The organism is Fortiea sp. LEGE XX443 (assembly GCF_015206815.1).
Lineage (GTDB): Bacteria > Cyanobacteriota > Cyanobacteriia > Cyanobacteriales > Nostocaceae > Nostoc_B.
The window spans coordinates 1-23,012 of the sequence record NZ_JADEXZ010000033.1 but is presented as its reverse complement, the minus strand read 5'-3'; the positions used below and the strand labels follow the sequence as shown (position 1 = coordinate 23,012).

At 41.1% G+C, this 23,012-nt stretch carries 17 protein-coding genes and 1 pseudogene; 11 read left to right on the top strand and 7 right to left on the bottom strand.

Translation table 11 applies throughout. From position 1 onward, the window contains the following. Positions 1–63 precede the first annotated feature (63 nt). Positions 64–3,582, top strand: coding sequence for an NB-ARC domain-containing protein (locus tag IQ259_RS14085; protein WP_193885718.1), 3,519 nt, complete (start codon positions 64–66; stop codon positions 3,580–3,582). 272 nt (positions 3,583–3,854) lie between these two features. On the opposite strand, the gene IQ259_RS14080 is transcribed toward IQ259_RS14085, so the two are convergent. Further along, the gene (locus IQ259_RS14080) at positions 3,855–4,076 is read right to left on the bottom strand and encodes a hypothetical protein (RefSeq protein ID WP_193885716.1); all 222 of its coding nucleotides are present in this window, start codon (positions 4,074–4,076) and stop codon (positions 3,855–3,857) included. Positions 4,077–4,286: 210 nt separating this feature from the next. Continuing rightward, positions 4,287–5,138 (bottom strand): hypothetical protein, encoded by an 852-nt coding sequence (locus tag IQ259_RS14075; RefSeq protein ID WP_193885715.1) that lies wholly within the window; start codon positions 5,136–5,138, stop codon positions 4,287–4,289. 147 nt (positions 5,139–5,285) lie between these two features. Between IQ259_RS14075 and IQ259_RS27765 the strand changes: the two genes are divergently transcribed. After that, entirely contained in the window at positions 5,286–5,606 is a 321-nt protein-coding gene (locus IQ259_RS27765; RefSeq protein WP_339383894.1) for a hypothetical protein, read from the top strand. Between the two features lie 93 nt (positions 5,607–5,699). Here the strand turns inward: IQ259_RS27765 and IQ259_RS27180 are convergent, their stop codons facing one another. From IQ259_RS27180 to IQ259_RS14060, 3 genes and pseudogenes are all read right to left on the bottom strand, one after another. Further along, a complete protein-coding gene (locus IQ259_RS27180; protein ID WP_228014535.1) occupies positions 5,700–5,852 on the bottom strand; it encodes a CopG family transcriptional regulator in 153 nt (50 codons plus the stop codon). A gap of 813 nt (positions 5,853–6,665) precedes the next feature. Further along, positions 6,666–7,403 carry a 2-phosphosulfolactate phosphatase family protein gene (locus IQ259_RS14065; RefSeq protein ID WP_193885713.1) on the bottom strand — a complete coding sequence of 246 codons (738 nt, stop codon included), beginning with the start codon at positions 7,401–7,403 and terminating at the stop codon, positions 6,666–6,668. Positions 7,404–7,655: 252 nt separating this feature from the next. After that, positions 7,656–8,279, bottom strand: a pseudogene (locus IQ259_RS14060) (Uma2 family endonuclease); the annotation flags it as partial. Between the two features lie 159 nt (positions 8,280–8,438). Between IQ259_RS14060 and IQ259_RS14055 the strand changes: the two are divergent. The 3 genes from IQ259_RS14055 to psb35 all read left to right on the top strand — a co-directional run bounded on the left by IQ259_RS14055 (position 8,439) and on the right by psb35 (position 10,257). Further along, positions 8,439–8,858, top strand: coding sequence for a BlaI/MecI/CopY family transcriptional regulator (locus IQ259_RS14055; RefSeq protein ID WP_193885709.1), 420 nt, complete (start codon positions 8,439–8,441; stop codon positions 8,856–8,858). Further along, on the top strand, positions 8,858–9,703 hold the full coding sequence (locus IQ259_RS14050) for a M56 family metallopeptidase (RefSeq protein WP_193885707.1): 846 nt from the start codon (positions 8,858–8,860) through the stop codon (positions 9,701–9,703). Before IQ259_RS14055 ends, IQ259_RS14050 begins: the two co-directional genes overlap by 1 nt. Before the next feature lie 326 nt (positions 9,704–10,029). Continuing rightward, positions 10,030–10,257, top strand: a complete 228-nt coding sequence (gene psb35, locus IQ259_RS14045) for a photosystem II assembly protein Psb35 (protein ID WP_193885705.1) — start codon at positions 10,030–10,032, stop codon at positions 10,255–10,257. Positions 10,258–10,365: 108 nt separating this feature from the next. Here the strand turns inward: psb35 and IQ259_RS14040 are convergent, their stop codons facing one another. Continuing rightward, entirely contained in the window at positions 10,366–10,788 is a 423-nt protein-coding gene (locus IQ259_RS14040) for a TerB family tellurite resistance protein (RefSeq protein WP_193885703.1), read from the bottom strand. A 57-nt stretch (positions 10,789–10,845) separates the two neighbouring features. Beyond that, entirely contained in the window at positions 10,846–12,195 is a 1,350-nt protein-coding gene (locus IQ259_RS14035) for a 16S rRNA (cytosine(967)-C(5))-methyltransferase (RefSeq protein WP_193885701.1), read from the bottom strand. A gap of 347 nt (positions 12,196–12,542) precedes the next feature. On the opposite strand from IQ259_RS14035, the gene IQ259_RS14030 reads away from it, so the two are divergent. The 6 genes from IQ259_RS14030 to IQ259_RS14005 all read left to right on the top strand — a co-directional run bounded on the left by IQ259_RS14030 (position 12,543) and on the right by IQ259_RS14005 (position 22,719). Continuing rightward, complete coding sequence (locus IQ259_RS14030; RefSeq protein ID WP_193885699.1) at positions 12,543–12,944, top strand: GPW/gp25 family protein; 402 nt, start codon at positions 12,543–12,545, stop codon at positions 12,942–12,944. A gap of 111 nt (positions 12,945–13,055) precedes the next feature. Further along, positions 13,056–15,221: a putative baseplate assembly protein gene (locus IQ259_RS14025; protein ID WP_193885697.1), complete on the top strand. Its 2,166-nt coding sequence runs from the start codon at positions 13,056–13,058 to the stop codon at positions 15,219–15,221. 105 nt (positions 15,222–15,326) lie between these two features. After that, positions 15,327–16,352: a phage tail protein gene (locus tag IQ259_RS14020; RefSeq protein WP_193885695.1), complete on the top strand. Its 1,026-nt coding sequence runs from the start codon at positions 15,327–15,329 to the stop codon at positions 16,350–16,352. A 95-nt stretch (positions 16,353–16,447) separates the two neighbouring features. Next, positions 16,448–17,680, top strand: a complete 1,233-nt coding sequence (locus IQ259_RS14015) for a DUF4159 domain-containing protein (protein ID WP_193885694.1) — start codon at positions 16,448–16,450, stop codon at positions 17,678–17,680. Between the two features lie 39 nt (positions 17,681–17,719). After that, positions 17,720–19,909 carry a hypothetical protein gene (locus IQ259_RS14010; RefSeq protein ID WP_193885692.1) on the top strand — a complete coding sequence of 730 codons (2,190 nt, stop codon included), beginning with the start codon at positions 17,720–17,722 and terminating at the stop codon, positions 19,907–19,909. A 77-nt stretch (positions 19,910–19,986) separates the two neighbouring features. Next, complete coding sequence (locus IQ259_RS14005; protein ID WP_193885690.1) at positions 19,987–22,719, top strand: hypothetical protein; 2,733 nt, start codon at positions 19,987–19,989, stop codon at positions 22,717–22,719. The last annotated feature ends 293 nt before the right edge of the window (positions 22,720–23,012 follow it).

The window sequence follows — 23,012 nt, the reverse complement described above, 5'->3', positions numbered from 1 at the left end:
ACATTATTTAGTTAGAAAGCCAAGAATATCAGAGTGAAGTTACAGTTGAGACATTTTTAATACATGGTATTACAGAATTGGAGACGCAAGCGAGGAGTTGTACTTACTACTAGGGGTTTGCAAAAACTTCAAGACGCAAAGCGGAAATCAGAAGCACAAGAAAATTTTGGCAATAGTTACACACTTGAAGATATAAGCACACTTTCAGGTTTACATCCAAGTACAATCTCAAAAGTACTAAATCGAGAAGGAGGCGTTGATAAAAAAACCCTAGAAAAGCTATTTTCAGTTTTTAACTTAAAAATAGAAGAAAGTGACTATTTAAGCTCAAATACTCGTCTGGATTGGGGAGATGCTAACTTTATATCGTTTTTTTATGGACGTAAAGAGGAGCTTACCATATTAGACCAATGGATTCTCGATGAGCGCTGCCAATTGGTAGCATTATTAGGAATGGGTGGCATTGGAAAAACGGCTCTGTCTGTAAAGCTGGCTCAACAGATTCAGGAAGACTTTGAATATGTTGTTTGGCGATCGCTCCGAGAAGCTCCACCGGTGAAAGCTATACTAACTCAGATACTCCAATTTTTATCTGACGAGCAAGAAACAGAAGGCAACTTACCAGAAAGTTTCAGCGATAGAGTTTCCCGTCTAATTGATTATCTACGAAATCATCGCTGTCTGTTGATACTTGATAATGCAGAGTCAATTCTACGTTATGGGAGTCGAGCGGGAAAATATCGAGAAGGATATGAGGGATATGGTGAGCTTTTCAGACGTTTAGGAGAAGCCACTCACCAAAGTTGCTTAGTACTAACTAGTCGGGAAAAACCTCAAGAGGTGGCACTATTAGAAGGAGAAACACTACCAGTTCACTCCTTACAATTAAGTGGTTTGAAGGTAGTGGAAGGGAAGGAAATTTTAAAAGTTAAGGGGTTATCAGCCGCAGAAGATGAATGGAAAGCAATGATTGAGTCCTATGGAGGTAATCCATTGGCTTTAAAGATAGTTGCTACAACCATTGAAGATGTGTTTGGCGGAAATGTAACTGAGTTTTTGCAACAAAATACAGTTATTTTTGGAGATATTCGTGATATTTTAGACCAGCAGTTTGAGCGCTTGTCAGATTTAGAACAAGAAATAATGTATTGGTTAGCAATTAATTGTGAACCAGTGGCGCTATCAGACTTACGAGATGATATTTTGTCCCCAGTGCCATCACAAAAATTACTAGAGGCTCTAGAATCTTTGGTTAGGCGATCGCTAGTTGAAAAAAGTACAGCTACTTTCACCTTACAACCTGTAGTCATGGAATATGTGACTCAGATATTAATAGAGCGAGTCTGTGAAGAGATTGCAACTGAGAATATTCAGCTTTTGAGATGTCACGCTCTGATTAAAGCAAGTACCAAAGACTACATCAGAGAAACTCAAATTCGCCTTATCCTCAAACCAGTTATTGATGGGTTGCTCACAATATTGAGAAGCAAAAAAGGTATTGAAAAGCAATTAACTAAAATTTTATTCAAGCTAAGACAAGAATCACCGCAAGAACCAGGATACACAGGTGGAAATATTCTCAATTTGCTTTGTCAACTGCAAACAGATTTAACAGGCTATGATTTTTCCGAATTGACGGTTTGGCAAGCAGACTTACGGAATGTAAAATTGCACAATGTCAATTTTCAAAATGCTGATTTAGCTAAGTCTGTTTTTACTGAAACCTTCGCTGGTATTGGCTCAGTCGCCTTTAGCCCTGATGGCAAATTTTTAGCTACAGGGGATACCAATGGTGAGATTCGCTTATACCAAGTTTCAAATTGGAGACAAGTTTTAATTTGTAAGGGACATACAAACTGGGTTCCATCGCTTGCCTTTAGTCCTGATAGTAGTATTCTTGCCAGTAGTAGTAGTGACCACACCGTGAAGTTGTGGGATGTGAATACAGGTCAATGCCTTCAAACTTTACAAGGACACGAACATGAAGTATGGACAGTAGCCTTTAGCCCAGATGGTAAAACACTAACAAGTGGTAGTAATGATCATCTGATCAAGCTATGGAGTGTTAGCACTGGTGAATGCCTAAAAACCTTTCAGGGACATACAAGTTGGATAGTCTGTAATATTTTTACTCTAGATGGCAAGACGCTGGTCAGCAGTAGTGATGATGACACAATCCGATTATGGGATGTCAGCACTGGTAAATGTCTGAAAATTTTACATGGGCATCTTGATGGAATACGCTCAATCAGTATCAGCCCTGATGGTCAAACAATGGTGAGTAGCAGTGATGACCAGACGATAAAGTTATGGGATTTCAATACTGGTGAATGTGTCAAAACTTTACAAGGGCATCATGCTGCGGTCTGGTCACTTGCCATTAATCCTCAAGGCAATCTCATCGCTAGTGGTAGTCTGGATCAAACAGTAAAATTATGGGATTTCAATACTGGTCAATGCCTGAAAACCCTTCAGGGACATTCGAGTTGGGTATTTTCCGTCGCTTTTAGTCTGCGAGGAGATATTCTTGCTAGTGGCGGTGACGATCAAACAGTAAAGCTATGGAACGTTACTACTGGTCAATGTCTCAAAACTTTCAGTGGATATACTAGTCAGGTCTGGTCAGTTGCTTACAGTCCGGATGGTCAGTTTTTGGTAAGTGGGAGCCATGACCGCATAGTAAGGTTATGGGATGTCAATACAGGTAAAGTATTGCAAACTTTTCCAGGACATTGTGCTGCGGTTAGATCGGTAACCTGTAGCCCAAACGGGCAAACATTGGCAAGCGGCAGTGATGATCAAACAATCAGATTGTGGGATGTTAATACGGGTCAAGCTTTGCAAACTTTTCAGGAACATCGTGCCGCCGTCCAGTCAATTGCTTTCAGTTCTGATGGTCAGATGTTGGCGAGTGGCAGTGACGATCAAACAATTAGGTTGTGGGATGTTAATACGGGTCAAGCCTTACAAATTCTTCAGGGACATCATGCTGCTGTTCAGTCAGTTGCCTTTAGTCCTCAAGGGAAGACACTGGCAAGTGGTGCTTGGGATCAAACAGTCAAGTTATGGGATGTAAACACTGGTGAGTGCAAACAAACATTAGAGGGACATACGAATTGGGTTTGGTCAATCGCTTTTAGCCCTAATGGCGAACTGCTGGCAAGTGCCAGTTATGACGGAACAATCCGGTTGTGGAATGTTAAAAGTGGCATCTGTATACAAACTTTTGAGGTTTGTGCAAATAGTATTGTTAAAGCAGTCGTTTTTAGTCGAGACGGTCAGATTCTAGCTAGTAGCAGCTCCGATTACACCATTAAGTTATGGGATGTGGATACAGGTGAATGTCAAAGAACATTACGTGGGCATTCAGCTTGGGTCTGGTCAATTGCTTTTAGCCCAGATAATCTAACTTTAGCCAGCAGTGGTGCTGATGAAACGATTCGACTTTGGGATATCAGCTTGGACGAATGCTTAAAAACGTTGAAAGCTAAGAAATTTTACGAGGGAATGAATATTCGGGGGATTACAGGCTTAACTTCCGCAACTATCGCTACTCTCAAAGGTTTAGGGGCAATTGCTTAAGAAAAATAACCTCGGTTAGCAGTTATTCCAAACCAGTGAAAATTTTACCAATCTGGCGAAGTCCACTACACAGTTGTTTAAAATATCCTGTCAGTAGACAAAAGATGTTTCTGCTTCATCAGTGTCAATCCCTAATTGTCTAACTTTTATAGTCTTTGAGTTTAAATAGCTTTAAGTGTTTTTAAACACTTACGTATCACAGACTAGACAATTGAGGGATACCCACTAGTGAACTCAAGGTCTGTTCATAAAATTGTGTAGATAGACAAAAACTAAAAATCAGCCATAGGAATGTCGCTGGGCAATCCATGTGCAAATTCCTCAAACATAATTCTTTCTAACTCAAACTCTGTGTCATCCAAAGTATCTAAGCTACTTTCGCTGAAGTTACTAGCAGAGTCATGAGAATTCAAAGATTGTTGCTTGATAACAGAATCATGAGAACTCAAAGATTGCTGCTCGATAGCTGTAGTTGTTGATGTTGCTGTTTTCATTGTCTTTTCTCTGGCTAATTGCACTGAATTATATGTTGTTAAAACTTTTCTACACAGCTTCAGCTTGGTTGTTTGGTGAGTACGTCAGTAGTTGATAACCCAATACAGTTCAGTTAAGCCTAAAAATAGTACTGTTGTAGATTGGGTTTCGCTACGCCTAACCCAACCTACTTTTTTCTTAACTGAACCGTATTGGTTGATAACCAAGCCTCAGTTATAGTTTTCTGTAAGCTCTAGTGGTTTTAAGACATTTTCAATCTCTTCATCTGATATATAAGCTTCTTGGGGTGGGCTGAAACGCAATAATGCGGCTTGGTAACAGGCTCTAGCCAAGCGATCGCGCTCTTGGGAAGTCAGCCCTGCAATCATCGCAACTGTTTCCTTTACGTGTTCTACCTCGGTAGCGCTAATAGCGCTGTGTACACGTAGGCAACGAGTAGCATTGATACCAGATGGTAGCAATGACTCCACTTTTTGGATGTAACCTTCTCCTATACATATCCCTAGACGTTCCGCCGTATAGGAATAGCCCACACAATCAATTGGATCTGAGTCCTGTGCGCTTTGGGCGAAGTAATCCATCAAAGCCTTGGCGGCTGGAGGATAAAACGCTTGTACAACAGCTTCAGCTCTATACCCCATCGATTGAATATCCCGTAGAGCGAGTTGGTCATGACCTGCTTCTTCTACAGCTTTTTGTGCAGCCCACTGTGCCAAACTCTGACGATTGGCTGAAGCGAAACGCTCTCTGGCTTCCTCCATCAGTTGCGGAGTGGAGTGACATAAATGATAAAAACCTGCAAGCCGCCATACCCAACGTGTAGGGGTTAAAGCTGGTGGTCTGCGCTCCGACTTGACTGCGTACCAAGCTGATACTATCGCATGATCTAAAAGCTTTCGGGTTTTAGCTAAGGTGTTTGCATCAATCATTTTTTGAGTTAAGGAATCACCGCTTCCCGTAGGTTCGGGTTTATGTACCCCAGTATTCTTTGCAGTCTGCATCATTACTTTATCAGGCTCAGTACATGCCGATTCAGTATTAGTTAAAAATTCATTAGGCATAGCTTGTTTTATAATCCCACATCTTCCAGAATGTTGACTACTACTTCTGCTACCAAAAGAGATAGCGGATGGCTTACTATGAGATGACTCTCATGCTTCGACTAAGCGACTCTGCTTTGAAGATTTTGTTCTCACTTACCGATACGAGTGGATTACCAAAGTAAATTTTTTGAAAAAAAGATAAGTAAAAAGCTTAACTTTAAGCTTAAAATCTTGATTTTCACTGGTCAATGTGTTTCAGAATTGGCAATATTTAGTAGACTCCATACAAATGAAAAAATGATGGATAATACGGCTGCGCTTGAATTTTCTAGTTTTGCAACCCCCAAGAAAAAATCGATAGTCAAGCAAATTACCCTAGACTTGACTCCAGATGAAGCTCAAAACCTAGAAAAATATTGTGAGCAAACAGGCCAAGCAGTAACGAATGTGATCGAAGAACTCATTCGAGGATTACCTGTAACCTAAATTTTTACAGGCAAAAAGTTAAGCTTGAGGAAATCTTAAACGCAATAGAGAAGAAGTAACTTATTGGGTTCAAACAGAGACTGAGTTTGTATACTAATCAGACATCTTATTAGTCAATCCTCGAATAAGTTCTCTGATTACATCTGTTGCTGGTCTCCCTGTCTGGTCACAATAGTTTTCCAGGTTCTTGGCTTCGTTTAATGCGAGATTTATGGTTATTCGCTTGACCGCCCATTTTTTGTTCATGCGATGAATATGGTTGTATTGGATAGGATTACAGCTATTTTCATTTATTTAGGCTATTCTTTTAGTTTTTTCTCTGTGCCTCTGGGCGATTAAAAAGATGTAGTTAATTTAATTGAAAATAGCTATGAAAAAATAAGTCTTTGCTTTAATGAGATGCTCTCAAAAGTAGTAAAGACGTTGATTTGCTATGCGCCGGATCATGATGAAGTTATTGTCGTAAATATTGTTTCCTCGTAACTTTTGAACTATTCTCTAAAATTCCCAAGTTTTTTGTTTTCTCTGGTATTTAGGTCAGGTTATAAATTTCTCATTGAGAATATTAGCACCCAAGTCAACCATCAGCCAAATATGAGGTCATAATACAATGTACGTAAAATCAGCAAATTGATGCAGATAATTGTTGTGATGATCCTGATTTTGATGGACAAAATCATTCATAAAGTAGATATATAAGTGTAAAATAAGGACTGAAATGCTTAAATCGAGCATATAATGAGTTTTACAAGCTCATGCCATCTTTAGCGACTGTTTTTGTTTCTATATGAGGTCATCTACTACAAATCTTAGTTAAATTAGTTTTATAAATAAACAAACAATGTATTAAATAATTTAATGTTTTGTCCCTGGTATTTATACCAGGGATATTTTTAGTCATTGATAAATGCAAACAGAACAAGCATCGTGTAAAGATTAAGCTTCTAGATAAGCAAAGAATAGGAAATTTGGCATATTGAACTTTGAAAAAGTTCCAGAAAGATGCCAAGACAACAAGAAACAAAAGCTTGGGAATGTTTGATTGTATGTGAGTAGTATTTAATTTTTGCTTTTTAAAACTCCTATTTCTTGTTGTATGGGCAGAACATCTAAAATATCAGTCTGGGAACAATATTTCAGGTCTTCATGACATTCAAGGCGTAACAAGCGTTTGCCGTGACTAGCATGATGGAATAATCCTAATAAATTATCTTGCCACTGGGAGTAAAGAGCGATCGCACTAATCAATTCATCGTTACCAGCTAATTCATCTGGTGACATCTGGGATTTTTTAGCAATACTATGAGCGATCGCTCCAGCACAAACTGTATCCTCCAAGGAAAAACTACCTTCCCAACCAGAGCCAACAACCCAGACTGTCTCTGGTTGTTTTTCTAGAACATAATCCACGATCGCGGCTCGGTTAATCAAAGCTGCTGCTAGTACGCTTGGAGAGTTTTGTATCCGTTGTAACGCACGAGTGCCATTGGTGGTACTAATAAATAAGCGACGACCTTGTACTAGCTCTGGTGTGCAGTCTAGAGGAGAGTTGCCAAGTTCAAAGTCAGCTACTTTAGCGCCGCCCCGTTCTCCGGCTCGTAAACGTTTTTCTGCTGGCCATTGTTCGCTAACTTCTATGAGTTTGTCTAAATCGCTAAAAACTTGCACCGCTTCGCCTCCAGCCGCTAGAACTGTGGCAATTGTGCTAGTAGCACGTAAGACATCAACTGCGATCGCGCAGTCTGGAACTTCATCCGTAGGAGTCAATTCCGGAGTGTGGTATACAAATAACTTCACGCGCTGGATACACCTGCTCTAAATATTACTGTCGAAATACATTCTAATTTGTGTTAATGGCCATAATGACAATTCCAGCAATAGGATTTTCTAGAGGTAGTACCAAGATTTAAGCCAATGAGGACAAACGTCCTGGGTTTTTGTTGTCAGTGAAAGCAACTTTGTCGAGGAGTTAGGGCATTGTTGATTATTCAAAGCCAGACACAAAGCGGCTATTTTTCGAGAACGCCTAAAGGTAAACATGTAGGGTAACAGCACTTGTTTAAGATGGCGGATGGCTGCGCTGGTGTTGCTTTCATAGGTAATTTGGACACATTGGGCGATAGCGCTTTGCAAATCAAACTCTGGAAAATAGCAACTATGAGTTTGCAGTTGGTAATCAGTTCCCGGCAATTGGTAAATTAATAACTGCTGCTTTTTGAATAACCAAACTTCGGGAACACGATAGGGCAGATAATCTTGGACATCAGAATAACTAGTTACGTCAATTTCAATCACAAGATCCGGAGGTGGATCTTGTCTCCAGTCAATCCGCTTTTTACCCGAAACTGCTTGCCAATTGTCGATGTAAAAACAATAATCAGGCTCAATACCGCTTTCTTCCGGTAGGCTCATGGTGACAGGGGTAAACGCATCGTATTCCCGTCCATCGTGATCCAAAAGAGTCTTCACAATATCCGCAAGCAAATTGGCATCTCGTCCATGCACAGGTAAAGGCGACATCAGTAGTACTTCTCCATCGTGGTATTTGATGCGGGGAATTGAACCATCTCCCCGTTGTCCACATAGGCGCTGGTATTCCTCCCAACTAGCAGGTAAGCGTACTACGGAACCAGGAGGTAATTGAATTTTTTCTGGGGATATCAGAGCAAACATAGCTTAAGCTCCTTTGGGCTGTTGTACAGGAGGTTTTTTAAGAGGCGCGATCGCCTTGGATAGTGTGGCGGTGACATATAATAACTCTATCTTGATCAACTAAGAGGGGAATTTTGCATCAAATCCGCTAATCCAACCTCTAGTATCTAAATTATCGATATGGCACCTTTACCCGACTACCGCCCAAAACAACTATCTGTAGGGCCTTTGGAAGCAGAAATTTTAAATATTATCTGGGAACTTGGTTCAGCCACAGTCAAAGATGTACACGATCGCATTTTGGCTGACCCAAACCGCGAATTAGCTTATACTTCTGTCACTACAGTTCTACGGCGGCTCACAGAAAAAGGTTGGCTGGCCTGCGATAAACAAGGGCGAGCTTTTTATTGGCGACCATTGCTAAGTCAGCAACAAGCTCAAGTAATTAAAGCTCACGATCAGTTACAACGATTTCTAGCGGTGGGTAATCCTGATGTAGTCGCGGCTTTTGCTGATAGTCTTGATGAAACTGCAAGTCAGCAAATAGAAGCGATCGCCAAACGCATTCAAGCTGCACGCCAAGCCAGGGAGGAACAATAATGCATCTAATCATGATTATGACTGCTTTAACAGTTTCTTGGATATTGAGATGCTCTTGGACAGATCCTCAAAGTAATTGGAACAACCGCTGGCGGCGATCGCTATTTTTATTTCTCTTTCCACCTTTGCTAATTTTTATGACAGCGATCGCCCTACTATTTATGGGGCCGCAAGGCAAAATGGGTGGAGCCTACACAGGCTGGTTCAGTTACGACCTAGCATTTTGTGGTCTAGGTTATTTTGCCTTTTTGTGCATTAAACTAGCTTTACAAGGTTGGCAGTCTGTAGAATCTGCCCGCCATTCTCCCTTAGTCAATCTTGATGGTAGACCAGTTAGACTGCTCAATACACCAGCGTTGTTTGCTGGTCAAATTGGTTTTTGGCAACCCGAATTAGTAGTCAGCCAAGGGCTGCTGCAAACTCTCTCACCGGCTCATGTTGAAAGTGTCTTGGCGCACGAGCAAGGACATCATTATTACCGAGATACATTTTGGTTTTTTTGGCTGGGTTGGGTGCGTTCTTGCACCGCTTGGTTGCCCAATACAAATGCTTTGTGGCAAGAATTGCTGGTGTTGCGCGAACTCCGTGCCGACAGTTACGCCGTGTCCCAGGTAGATCCATTGCTGTTAGCGGAATCACTAGTATTGGTTGTCAGCCAAACTTTTGTCTTAGCAGAATCCGAGATTTGCTGTGCCGCTTTGGGTACTAGCGTAGGCGATCGCCTCGAACAAAGAATAGATGCTTTACTAACACCACCAGAACCCACGCCAACCATGAAATGGCCATCTTGGCATGGATTTCTTTTGGCGTTCATACCATTATTAACTGTTTTATTCCACACCTAAGAATTGTGTTTCAAAGCAAATCCTTGTAGAGACGTGACATGTCACGCCTCTACATTTTCGGAGATATCTCACACCAATTCTCTAAAATTAGGCAACACATTCAAACCCCACAACCCAGACCAAATAAGAGTTTCTTAATTACGAATTACGTAAGCGTTAGCGACGCAGGAGCGTCATTACGAATTACGAATTACGAATTGCCATAAGCTTTCTCCTCCTCTGTGTCTAGTGAAAGACCAACTATTTCAAACTTGAGGTGGATGTAAGTGATACTCTAGTTTTATAGGGTCTTAAGTAGTGTTGCGTAAAATTAGGAGCATATACTCATGAATATATTAATGCAGGCAGCAGATTCAGTCGCAACAGGCGGAGGTCATTTTCCTTTGGCCTTTACGTTGGTGTATGTAGTTGGCTTTATTGCTGCTGTTACCATTGGTTCTATTGCTTGGTACAACTCTAAACGCCCTGTTGGTTGGGAAAGTAAAGACCGTCCAGACTTTGTACCCAAGGTTGAAAAAGAAGAAACTCCGGGTCTGAGTGAACCGAAGTCTTAAGTAATCCTGTTAGCGTAGCGGGGCGCAAGCCCGTGCTGAGTTGAACAAGCAACTCAAAACTTGTATGCAGACGCGCTCAGTCGCGTCTCTACTCATAACTCACAATTGTTAGTTTTGGACTTCAACCCAACGACGATAAAGCTTTTGAATTTTTTTGAGTAACGCATTATGAACTGGTTGAACAGAATCATCTAGCTCTGCTAACTCCTGAAGTTTTGTCAAGAGTCTTGCTTCTTCAATTGCTACTTCACCATCGCTATAAATTAAGCCACTAATGGCTTCAATAAGATTTTCACAATCTTCCAAACTAGGGCGATCGCCTAGATATTCTTTCACCCAGGCATAGCACTCTTTTGGTTGCACAGGTACCAATTCATAAAGCCAAGGCTTAATCTCTGGATCGGTAGCCAAACCTTTGGCTTGGGCAATTTCGCGGAGATATTGCCGTTCTTCTGGCTGAATTATGCCATCAATCCAAGCGGCTCCAATCAGGATTTTAACTAAGTTCTTTACATTAGAATCAGTAACCATTGCTGCCTCCTATGGTAGATTGGGGCTTCCATCAAATCGTACAATCCCCGGTAGTAATCACTCGGAATCATTAGTTTTTCTTAAGCGCACCATAAAAAAACCATCCATATCCCAACGGTGAGGCCAGACTTTGAGCCAGCCTTGAGGTGTGGAATAAACAGAGTAGGGCGAACCAACTTTCAGAGGCGCAATTTGCCACTCAGGATTCTCTGCTAAAAATCCCAAAATTACCTCTTCATTTTCTGCTGGATGCAGTGTACAGGTAGCATAAACTAATAAACCACCATTTTTGACAAAATTTGATGTATGTGATAGTAGTTGCTTTTGCAGCAGTGAGAGTTCCTGTACAGAATCGGGTGTCTGTCGCCAACGTGCATCAGCGTGGCGATGTAAGGTTCCCAAACCAGAACATGGTGCATCTAGCAAAACGCGATCAGCAGTATGATCAAACTGCGGCAAGTTGCGACTGTCGCCAGTACAAATTTCAATTGATTTTAAATTTAGCCGTCGAGCATTCTCTTGGAGTTTACGTAGTCGCGAAGGAGTGCGATCGCAAGCCCAAACTTTGCCTTGATCCTGGATCAATTCCGCGATATGAGTTGTTTTTCCCCCCGGTGCTGCACAAGTATCAATCACCACCTCACCTGGTTGGGGGTCGAGTACATGACTCACCAGTTGGGCTGTAGCATCTTGGACAACCCACCAGCCTTCAGTAAACCCTGGTAAATGTTGAATCGGCCCACTACTACTAATTAATCTTAAAGCTTGAGGTAAATTGGAAATCTCTCTAGCTAAAACTCCCGCAGACTGTAGCGTTGTCTCTACTTGCTCTCGATTAGTGCGTAGTGGATTGATCCGGAGATCGATTGTCGGTGTTTGGTTCATCCATTCACAGAGTTTTTCTGTCTCCGCCATCCCAATTTGGTCTAACCAAACCTGAATAATCCAGTCAGGAAAACTATATAAAATCCCCAAGCGTTCTACTAAATTTTCTGGTAATTTCAGGATTTCTGAGGAGTTCTCTGCAAGACGGATATACTGGCGTAACAAACCATTGACAAAACCCGTGAGTCCAGGGAAACCATTTTCTTTAGCAAGTTCAACAGTAGTATTCACCGCCGCCGAAGGGGGAATTCGCTCTTGGTAGCGCAGTTGGTACAAACCTAGATGTAAGATTGTACGCAGGTCTTTTGGTTGTTGGTGAGATTTTTTAGTGCCAAGCTGGTTAATTAAGGCATCGAGGGTGCGCTGTCTTCTGACGCTACCATAAACTAATTCTGTAGCTAGACGGCGATCGCTATCTGGCAATTTAAATTTTTGCAACACTCTGTCTAGAGCAACATCAGCATAAGCCCCTTGATGAACATCTCGCAGGGCGATAAAAGCTATTTGACGGGGGTTAGTCATGAAATTTAAAGTAAAAGTTTGGCGCTACCCTTTTGGAAATTTTAAAAGAATTTATACTAGATGGAAAAAGAATACGATAAATATAACAGTAGAGCGATCCACAAATAATCTATGAGTGCTGAGTATAAACTCAAAAGTTAGTTTCATAACGACAGAACTTAATTTCATAACAACAGAACTTAATGTCGTAATGACAAAAGTTAGTTTCATAACGACACTAACTTTGCAGACAGTTGTAACAGAAGATGGCGATCGCACCATGATACTGAACTCGACTTTTGGCGAATGGTATTCGTTTTGCCAATGAGCATAAAGTAGCGTAGACTGCTCATCACTATTTACTTACCATGCCAGAGCTCAATCAAAATCAACACCTGGGTAAGGGCTGGTCTTTTCCGTTACGGGTAAATGTCCAAGGAGGTGTGCAATTTAGTACAGCAGAACGCAACATTGAAGAGTCGATGATGCTGATTCTACGTACCGATTTGGGTGAACGTGTATATCGCCCTAACTTTGGTTCGCGGTTGTCAGAGTTGACTTTTGCACCGATGAATACTCAAACTTTATTACTTTTGCGTCTACACGTCCAAGAAGCTTTGGAAATGTGGGAACCACGAATCGTTTTAGATGCGGTGCGTGCTGACCCCGATCCGCTGCGAGGTCGGGTAGATATTGTGATTGATTATCATCCTAAAGATACGCACGATTCGCGGAGTTTAGTATTTCCGTTTTATTTGAATGGTCAATAAATGGTCATTGGTCATTGGTCATTTGTTAAGAGATAGGAAGTTGCGGGAGTATTTAATACTCAGCACTCAGCACTTTTAACTCAGCACTTTTAACTCAGCACTTTTAAGATTGTGGAATTTGATTTTTTACCAAAGTTACCAAAGTCTAATCTGGACGATCGCACTTTTAAAGATTTAGTTGATGAGTGTATTCTCAGGATTCCGCGCTATTGTCCAGAATGGACGAATTACAACCCCAGTGACCCAGGAATCACGCTGATTGAGCTATTTGCTTGGTTAACTGACCAAATGCTGCTGCGGTTTAACGAAGTACCAAAGCGCAATTACATTACATTTTTAGAATTATTAGGTGTCAGGTTACAAGCACCTGCGCCTGCTGTGGCGGATATTACTTTTTATTTGAGTGCTGCTTTACCAAATATTTACACAATTCCGGCTGGGGTGGAGGTGGCGACGATTCGCACAGAAACAGAAGAGGCGATCGCATTCACCACAGATCGGCCTTTAATAATTGATAAACCCCAAATTCGTCACTTTCTCACCTGTCAAACCGCCGATAAAACACCAGAAATTTTGCGCGATCGCTTTACTAATTTATGGACGATGCGCTCTGATGGTGAGTGGTACGGTAGGGAATTGCCATTTTTTGAAGAACAACCCCAACCAGGAAACAGCTTTTATTTAGTTATTGATGGTGAATCTCAGTGTGAAGGTAATGTTCTCGCACTGCAATTTAAAGGAGAAGCCGCCACAGCTACAGGGATTAATCCCGATATTCCGCCCCGGCGCTGGGAAGCGTGGAATGGTGTGGAATGGGAAACAGTACTATTACAAGAATCTGACGACAGCACCAAGGGTTTTAGTTTTAGCGAATTGCTTACCCAAGGCGTGAATCCCTTGCAAGGTGCAGATATAGTGCTGCATTTACCGCAATCTTGGCCTGTAACAACCTTTACCGCCTATCAAGGACGCTGGTTGCGTTGTGTTTACACTGCACCCCAACCTAATCAACCAGGATATAGCAGTTCACCGCGCATGATTGGTTTGGCAGCTAGATCCATTGGTGGGACTGTTGGTGCTAGTCAAAGTGAACTGATTCGCAACGAAATTGTCGGGGAAAGCAACGGTATACCCGGACAGACTTTTCAATTACAAGGAGTTCCTGTATTGAACCGTCGGGAAGATGAATATTTGCTAGTTTCACCGCCGGGGGGAATTCCCCAAAGGTGGTATGAAGTCAGCGATTTTGCCAATTCTCTCCCCCAAGATTTGCACTACACCATAGATTCGCGTACAGGGACAGTACAGTTCGGCCCGGTGATTCGAGAACCAGCACAACTCCAGCAACAAACTGAGTTAAGGAGAGGCGTAGGAAATCTTCCTAATATTCAAGAACTAGAACGACAATATGGCGCTGTACCACCGCGCGGTTCGGTAATTCGGATGGTTGCGTACCGCACGGGTGGAGGAAGAAAAGGTAATGTGCAACGAGGGACAATTACAGTAGCGAAAAATGCGGTTCCTTACGTTGCGAAGTTGATTAATCATACACCAGCGCGTAACGGTTCGGATGCGGAATCATTGGAAGATGCAGTAATTCGAGTTCCGGCGATGCTGCGAACCCGCGATCGCGCTGTGACTCCCGAAGATTTTGAAGTGCTGACATTACAAGCGGGTGATGGTGCGGTGGCGCGAGTGCGATGCTTACCACCTACAACTACACAAGAAGCCGGAACAATCAAATTGTTGGTTGTCCCGGCGGCGAATACAGATGCAATTAATCGTAGTGAAGGTATCGAACCGGAATTATTCAGCCTTAGCCCACAATTACGCGACCAAATTATCACTTATTTAGATGAACGGAGGTTATTAGGAATACAAGTTAAATTACAAGCGCCTGAATATGTGGGTGTGGCGGTGCAAACAGAAGTCGCACTGGAATCAGAATACAACCATCCCGCCGCTCAACAAGAAATTCTAGGGAAATTGCGAGTTGCTTTGTATCGTTTTCTCAACCCGATTACTGGAGGACAAGATGGGAAAGGCTGGTCTTTTGGGAGGCCTGTGTATCCTTCGGATATTGTGAATTTGTTTCAGCAATTTTCGGCGGTGCGGTATTTGGGAGTGGTGCAGTTATTTGAATTGCGGTATGTGGGTTCGAGTTGGGTGCGATCGCTTCCCCAAAATCCAGTTATTGATCCTGGGGCTTTGGGGTTGATTTGTTCTTGGCAAAATACGCGTTTAAGGTCTGGACATGTTGTTAATCTCATCCAATAAATTCTCTTACCTCTGTGAACTCTGCGCCTCTGCGGTTAGAAAAATTACGAACCACAGAGACACAGAGAGCGCGGAGAGATAAATCTTAAATGAGTAATACTATTTATGAGTAGTCAAATTCTGCACTTGCAATTAACTCCAATGCAATTACCTAACGCGATCCAAACATCGGCGATGGGTAAGGGTGCAGATGATTTTTCTCAGACAGCATTCAGTACTCAAAATGTGGTTCGGGCGGGTTGTGATTTGGTGGTTCATCCACCGGAACCAAGTGAGATAGTTTTGCAACTGGAAAACTTGGGTAGTCGGATGTTGCGGTTGAATGTGCGGGTGGAGGGTAATTTTCCGGCTGAGTGGTGTCGCATTGGGATGGAAGGTTACGAACTTGCGCCGCGATCGCGGATGGATGCGGTTTTATATTTCCAAGTTCCCGCAAGTTTTTTTGAAAATCCAGCGTTAGGAAATGGTCAGTCTTTGGTGTTGGATTATCACAGTCGGATTCACGTTCATTATACGGAGGAGGGTACTGGTAGACAATTAGTTGAAACGGCTGGTTTGAATTTATATATCCGTCCTCGGAGTCTCTACCAGCAATTTTTACCAGCACTTTATCGAGAAGTTGACTTTATTGGTCGTTTCTTGAAAATTTTTGAACAGGCTTTTGAACCCTCAGTCCAAACGCTGGATGTTTTGTGGGCTTATCTAGATCCGATGACTGCGCCGCAGACATTGTTACCTTTTCTCGCCCACTGGGTAGCTTGGCCGATTGATCGCCGTTGGACTTTAGAACGACAACGCTATTTAATTCGTTCGGCTGTTGAACTTTATCGCTGGCGCGGAACTCGTAGAGGTTTACGTTTATATATACATCTTTATACAGATTTACCTTTAGATGAACACATTACAAGAGAAGCTGATAAACATATTTGTATTGAAGAAATTAGAGGTGAAGGTTTTATTTTAGGCAATACACGTCTGGGCGAAGATGCGATGATTGGTGGCGGTCGTCCGTATCATTTTATAGTTCGCCTACGTCCCCAGCGTTCAGATCAGGTAGATGAACAATTAGTCCGTCACATCATTGAACAAGAAAAACCCGCTTTTTGTACCTACGAACTTTACGTGGAATAGTCAATAGCCAATAGTTAAAAGTGCTGAGTGTTGAGTGTTAAGTAAAATATTCTCCCTCCTACCTCCTGTCTCTTGTTTACTTCCCCTCCCTAATTATGGAAATTCAACCCCTAGAACGACTACAAATTCAAGATGGTTTATTGATTAACGCTGAACGGTGGAAGCGATCGCATGATTATCACCGTCAGCGCCAAAATATTTATTATCAATCCCTCAATGAACCGGGAATAGTTCACGGTTTGGGTGTAAGTTTGATTCCTGCACCCAAGGATGTACCATCGCAATATAACGATGGGCGATGGTTACAAATTCAGCCAGGAATTGCAATTGATGTGATTGGTAATCCGATTGTGGTTCCCCAACCAATAGATTTTCACATATCAGCCGATATTACAGAAGAAAAACCCCGACTGATTTATTTAGTTGTACGTTATGTAGATCCAGAAAGTTTACAACGTAAACAAGTGAGTGAGTTTGAACCAGAAACTTTTCGGATTGATGAAAAAACTACTCCACCGGATACTTTTGAGGTGGAATTATGCCGGATTTTGCTGCAACCAGGATTAGTTACGCTACAAAATCCCCAAGATGTATTTTATCCGAGTTTGAATAGTTTAGATTTTCGCTTTCGGAAGGTGGCGCGATCGCGTCCTAGTGCGGTTGTGCGTGTGGCGCATCTTGACACCCAAGAAACTAAAGAAGGTAATAGTTTCGCCAATCTCTCTTATCTATTAAACTCCGCAGAAAATCTCACTTACACTGTGCGGGGAGATGAGCAAATTGACAGATTACTTTTTCCACTTCCAGATCCGACTTCAGCCGTTAATTATGACTTGCTATTTCTTCCAGGTAGTAGATCATTAACTCTCAATCCCCAAGAATTAGCTAACCTCAAAAGTTATTTAGATACTGGTGGAGTTTTGTTAGTTGAATCACCTACCGATGCGGTTGATAGATTAGAAAGCGTTTTGGAAATTACTGAAAATTTAGGCACATCTTTAGAAGATTTACGCCTACTTGATCGCAATCACCCGATGCGGATAAAACCATTTTTATTTGCTGCTATGCCAGTTTTTAATCAAAAGCCTATGCAAATTTTAGTTGCAGGTGGCATAGTTTTAGTGATTGGTGATTTATCACTTTGTTGGGGATTAGACGAAAAATTAACTTTACCACGGGAAACAATTCGCACTGCTCAAGAATTAGGTGTTAATATTCTCAATTTTGCCTGGAATAGAAAGCAAATGACTCAATTAAGACAACAGACTATTACATCTGTTTCAACTAAACCTGATGCGTTAAAAAGCATTTTCAACAAATTAGAATAATTCTTTTTACTTTTGCCTTTTTACTTTTAACTTTTTTATATGGCAGTTAATCTTGTTAATACTAAAATTTCTACACAAGTATTACACTTTCAGCCAGGTGGTTCACCAGCTTCTTTTGAAGTGACTGTAGTTAATGAAAGCAATAAATTTGCTTCTTTTCAAATAGAAATTATTGCTGCTGGTGGTAGTGAAAATTTAGGTTCTAATTGGTACACAATTACACCGTCTGTTAGTGCTAAAAATCCGCCAGGAGATAGTACAAAGTTTAATGTAACAATTATCAATGCGCCTGTCGCTGGTTTTATCGGTAAAATGAACCTGATAGTTCGCATTTTTTCGCTGGAATTGCGGGATGAAGATAGACAATTACTGCGGTTGATAGTTGAAGCAGGAGTTGGTGCTGTAGCTATGCAGGTTGAGCTACCTACACGCGAATTTTCAACTCAACCACAGGGATTAATTAAAATTCCAGTGCGGGTTTTTAATCCTAGTCAACTTCCTGCAAGTGTTTCCTTAAGACCGATTGGAATCAAAACCCAATGGTTAATCAATGGTGATGAAATATTGTTACCAGTTGCTCCTGGTGCTAAAGCAGAAACATCATTTTTATGCCAATTACCAATTCCTGAAGAAGTACGTAGTCAAGCATATCCTTTTACTATCGAAGCGACTTATACTAATGGACTCCTGTCTCGCAGTCGTGAAGGAATAATTAATGTAAATCCTGCTGGATTTATCGATTTTGAATGCACTCCCGAAAAGCAACAGATACCTGCATCTCGTCCCTGGTTACCCCAATTACAAGTTAATTCTACGACTTATCAACTTGAGTGTCAAAATCACAGCAATTTGAGTCAACAGATAAATATTGAAGTGAAAGAAGGTGAGGAAGGGCAGCCAAAATGTTTTTGGGAAGTTCAACCAGAATTTTTAGCATTAAATCCTGGAGAAAATAAGAATTTACAACTATTAGTCAGTAAGCGGCGGCGGTGGTTTGGCTTCAAGCAAAAACTTGGATTTAAAGTTAAGGCTGTTGTGCCAAATCATAAGATTAATATTAATAATGAAAACCAATATTTACAATTGATCATTCACCCTATTTTACATCCTTGGCTACAGATGGGATTAGGGATTTTATTGTTATATCTACTCTGGTTTTTATCATGGCTCAATCCTAATAATCCATTTTTTGGGCATCGTCGTTCTGTGACGTTTGTGCAGTTTAATGGTGTAGGCGATCGCGCTGTTAGCAGTTCTCAAGACCAAAGTATCATTAGATGGAATCTTGCTGGTTTTAGCAACCCTTTGATTAATCAAGATGATGGCAGAATGTCTAAAGGTGCAGGTAAATCTGTACGGGTTGTGCGCTATAAACCTGTGGATAATGATGTGGTTGCAGCAGGTTTAGAAAACGGTGAAATCCAAATTTGGGATGTACTTGGTGGTGATGCAAAAGCAAAAGCCAATTTTTCTTTTGATAAAGCAGACCGAGTTTTGGGTTTAGAATTTAGTCAAGATTCACGCTTTTTATTTAGTGGTCATGGTAGTGGTTTAGTCTTGCAATGGGATGTCAATAGCGCTCTGTTAGGTGATCATCAAAGTTTAACAAAAAATGATAGTTGCAAAGATGTTAAATTCCTTGTTGATTGCAAAGATGTGAAGTTTCCTATTTATAGTTTAACTTTAGCTGGCAATGATAAACAAAATTTAGTAATCGGTGGTAGATACAATAACTTAGCGATTTGGAATTTCCCCCAAAATAAACTGTGGAAAGTGCCATATAATCCTCCTGGTAGTCAAAATGATTATGTTGTGAGTGTCGATAGTGCGGAATATAAACCATATATATTAGCAACAGCAGATAATATGGGACAAATTACTTTATGGAATCTGAAACAATGTTTAAGTGATAATAATGGTCAGTGTCAAGTTATAGATAAATGGTCTGATGGTCATGGTGGTAAAGCAGTGCGATCGGTTGCTTTGAGTAGAGATGGTTGTTATTTAGTTAGTGGTGGTGATGATCATCGAGTAATGCTGTGGCCATTAACTAAAGAAGGTGGACGTGCTTTGCCAAATGGTAGGGAAATACGTAAAGAAAGACAGAAATTTAATAGTGTGGATATTAAGGTAGTTAAAAAGCGAATTTTAATAGTTAGTGGTAATGATGATCATAAAGTTAGGTTGGATATGAGAAATGTGGATAATAATGCAGGTTGTAAAGAATAAGAATTAATTAATAGCCGACATACGCAGATAAAATATTTTTTTACTTTTGCCTTTTTACTTTTTAACTGGGGGTAAGCATGACTGCCACAAATTCGAGAATCACAAATTCCAGACTCGGTTTGAGTATGGCAGAAATATTAACGCTGCCGCCACAAAAGCGCAAAATTGTGCAATGGCTAATCAAGCGTTCTGATAGCGCTACTCTGGCTCAAGTATCAATTCATTTAGATTTAAATCAACAAGCAACTTTAGCATTATTAGATGAATTAGTTGAAGAAGGTTTCATTCAGGAAGTATTAACTTCTGGTGAGGTGAAATACCGCATTAATCTAGCAGCTAAACGTGGTATTCAGCAGCAAAATATTCAACAAACTCTCGCCCCTGGTAATCCCCTCGCAATTATTTTCAATCCTTCTGGTGATTATGCAGTTCAAGCTGGTTCAAGGTTTGAAATTAATGTCACTGTGACGAATAAAGGGGTGGAAAGTGCCTTAATTGATATTTTTATTGATGAATTATCGCCGCAATTAATTCAATGGTGTAATGCGCCTAAACAAAGGTTAGCACTGAGTCCGAATTCTGTGGGTGAGGTGTTATTTGAGTTTCAAGTACCTGTAACAGCAATTCCTAGCACTTACAATTACTCAATTGTTGTTGATGCGCCATTACACTATCCAGAAGATACTCCAATTCGACATGGGGCGCGGATTCAGGTTTTACCTGCAATTGAAACCGTTGTTAGAGTTAGTGACCCTACATTTACATTACTACCTCTGACGAGTTCGCGATCGCCTGCCAAAATCCCCCCAGGCGGAATCTTGCAAGTTCATGTTAATGTTCACAACCGTTCTGACAGAGTAGACAGATTTCGCCTCAGTTGTCTCGATTTACCAGAAGGTTGGCTGAGTATCTGCTATCCCGAAGGTTTGGAAACCGCAGGACTTGTTATCCCCAACATGGGTTTAAATCTTAACCCTGGCGAGAAGGGAGAAATTTTACTACAATTTCAACCACCGTTAGGCGTAAATGCCGGTCTTTACTATCCCAGTATCCGCTTGTACTCTGCTAACAATCCCGATTTGATGTTGCTGGATGTCATATATTGGGAAATTTTGCCTTCTTACCTGCTGAATGCAGAAATGCTAATAGTGGTAAATCGGGTAAGACGCAAGGGTGGAACTTTTGAAGTTAAGTTCACTAATGCAGGTAACACTGTACGGGAAATAACTTGTCAAGCGGTTCCTGTCGATGAAGATAAAGTTTGTACTTACACGACTTCTCCAAGTGCATTGCGAGTGTTACCGGGGGAAAAAGTTTCGACACAAGTAACGGTAACACCAGTGAAATGGTGGTATCGTCCGATATTTGGCGCAGGAAGATTGCTGAACTTTCGCGTTGAATTAGTCGATGTACAACAAATACCTTTACCGAATCCGGCTTTACCAGGAAGTTTAATTTGGGAACCGCGCCCTTGGTGGCAATTTTTACTTGTATTGCTAACAGCCTTGGGAACTGTAGCTGTTTTAGGATTTTTGATTTGGTTATGGTTATTCCGTCCTCCCGCAGTCCCCAAAATTCTGCAATTTCTCTCATCTGATACTTCCTATCAAGAAGCTAATGGTGATTTTATTCGCTTGAGTTGGCAAATTCGCCACCCGAAAAAATTGCAAACATTATCTCTTACGGGTTTATTTGCTGATGGTACAGATGCAATCAAACCTGTAGTTTACACCTTCAACGGTAAAATTCCGACAGAACTACAACCATTTTGTCAGATGAATACAGTGTTGACTTGTTCTAACATTCCTACCGAGGCGCGTAAACCAGGAGATTACACTTTTCAACTGCAAACATTCGCAAGTAATTCCGATTTGCCAGCCGACACAATTAAAACTAACACTATTAGAATTATCCCAATTCCCCCGCCACAAATCCTCGAATTTGCCCCCGCACAACCTGTATATCAAGAAGTGAAAGTTAGTTCTACAAAAATCAGACCAGATGTAGTTCACCTCAATTGGAAAATCAATGATTTAGATAGAATAAAACAATTGCGAGTAGTTGGGCGATCGCCTGAAAATTTAGTTAACAGTCCACAACAAATTTATGATCTCAGCCAAAATATTCCCGACACACTCAAGGCTTTCTGCACACAGCAAGAAAATCAACTAAATTGTCGCAATGTTCCAGCCAATAATCGCGGTGCTGGAGACTATATATTTGAACTGCAAGTGTTTACCAAAACCGACATTGATAAACCAAGCCTCTCCCAAAAAACAGACTTAGTTAAGGTTTTACCTTTACCAAGCAAAATAGTCGAATTTAAAATTGATGGTAATAACCCATTACCAAAATATCCCATATTAATTAATCAAGGTAAACCTAGCAAAATGCTCAACTTATCTTGGAAAGTAGAAGGTAGCAATAATATTAAAGTTGAACTCCTTCCCGCACCAGGAGATATCCCACGTAACGGTACAATACCTTACCCAGTTAACCAACAACCCGGTAGCGAAACTATTACTTTACAAGTCACTAATGCTGCTGGTGAAAAAGTAACTCGTTCTGTCACCATTGAAACTTTTCTACCGCCGATTTCCACAACAAATCAACCACAATTACCACAACTGGAAGGTGCAAAACCCGAAATTCCTATTATTTCCTCACCACCATCAGGACAACCAACACAACCCCCCGGTACTTCTCCCACCTCATCGCCAAGTAACAATACATTACCTAACCCCAATTCACCTACACCTTCCCAACCAGACAAACTCTCACCTTTAGAACTACCGCCAGGATTTGATTAAAAATTAACCGCAGACGTAACATCGTATATGAAAATTTAAGAATGAAGTGCAATCAAGTCCCTGTTACTCTCAGGAGATGATAAATTGGAACCAACGGCAGAGCAAAAAACAGTAATGTACAGAATTTGTCAGCAATTAACAAAGATGTACACGCCGATATATTTAGCCCTGTTGTGTCACTTTAGGCAGAGGAAAAATAGAATTCAGGGTGAGTTAGGAATATAAAAATTGGGGAAGTGAGCCTATAAACAATGGCTTGAAGTTTAGCAAATCCCAATGAAAGTTGAGGGATA

Coding starts and splice junctions, on each gene's coding strand:
- IQ259_RS14085 (WP_193885718.1), top strand. CDS start 64: ATGGTATTACAGAATTGGAGACGCAAGCGAGGAGTTGTACTTACTACT.
- IQ259_RS14080 (WP_193885716.1), bottom strand. CDS start 4,076: ATGAAAACAGCAACATCAACAACTACAGCTATCGAGCAGCAATCTTTG.
- IQ259_RS14075 (WP_193885715.1), bottom strand. CDS start 5,138: ATGCCTAATGAATTTTTAACTAATACTGAATCGGCATGTACTGAGCCT.
- IQ259_RS27180 (WP_228014535.1), bottom strand. CDS start 5,852: ATGAACAAAAAATGGGCGGTCAAGCGAATAACCATAAATCTCGCATTA.
- IQ259_RS14055 (WP_193885709.1), top strand. CDS start 8,439: ATGGCACCTTTACCCGACTACCGCCCAAAACAACTATCTGTAGGGCCT.
- IQ259_RS14050 (WP_193885707.1), top strand. CDS start 8,858: ATGCATCTAATCATGATTATGACTGCTTTAACAGTTTCTTGGATATTG.
- psb35 (WP_193885705.1), top strand. CDS start 10,030: ATGAATATATTAATGCAGGCAGCAGATTCAGTCGCAACAGGCGGAGGT.
- IQ259_RS14040 (WP_193885703.1), bottom strand. CDS start 10,788: ATGGTTACTGATTCTAATGTAAAGAACTTAGTTAAAATCCTGATTGGA.
- IQ259_RS14035 (WP_193885701.1), bottom strand. CDS start 12,195: ATGACTAACCCCCGTCAAATAGCTTTTATCGCCCTGCGAGATGTTCAT.
- IQ259_RS14030 (WP_193885699.1), top strand. CDS start 12,543: ATGCCAGAGCTCAATCAAAATCAACACCTGGGTAAGGGCTGGTCTTTT.
- IQ259_RS14020 (WP_193885695.1), top strand. CDS start 15,327: ATGAGTAGTCAAATTCTGCACTTGCAATTAACTCCAATGCAATTACCT.
- IQ259_RS14015 (WP_193885694.1), top strand. CDS start 16,448: ATGGAAATTCAACCCCTAGAACGACTACAAATTCAAGATGGTTTATTG.
- IQ259_RS14010 (WP_193885692.1), top strand. CDS start 17,720: ATGGCAGTTAATCTTGTTAATACTAAAATTTCTACACAAGTATTACAC.
- IQ259_RS14005 (WP_193885690.1), top strand. CDS start 19,987: ATGACTGCCACAAATTCGAGAATCACAAATTCCAGACTCGGTTTGAGT.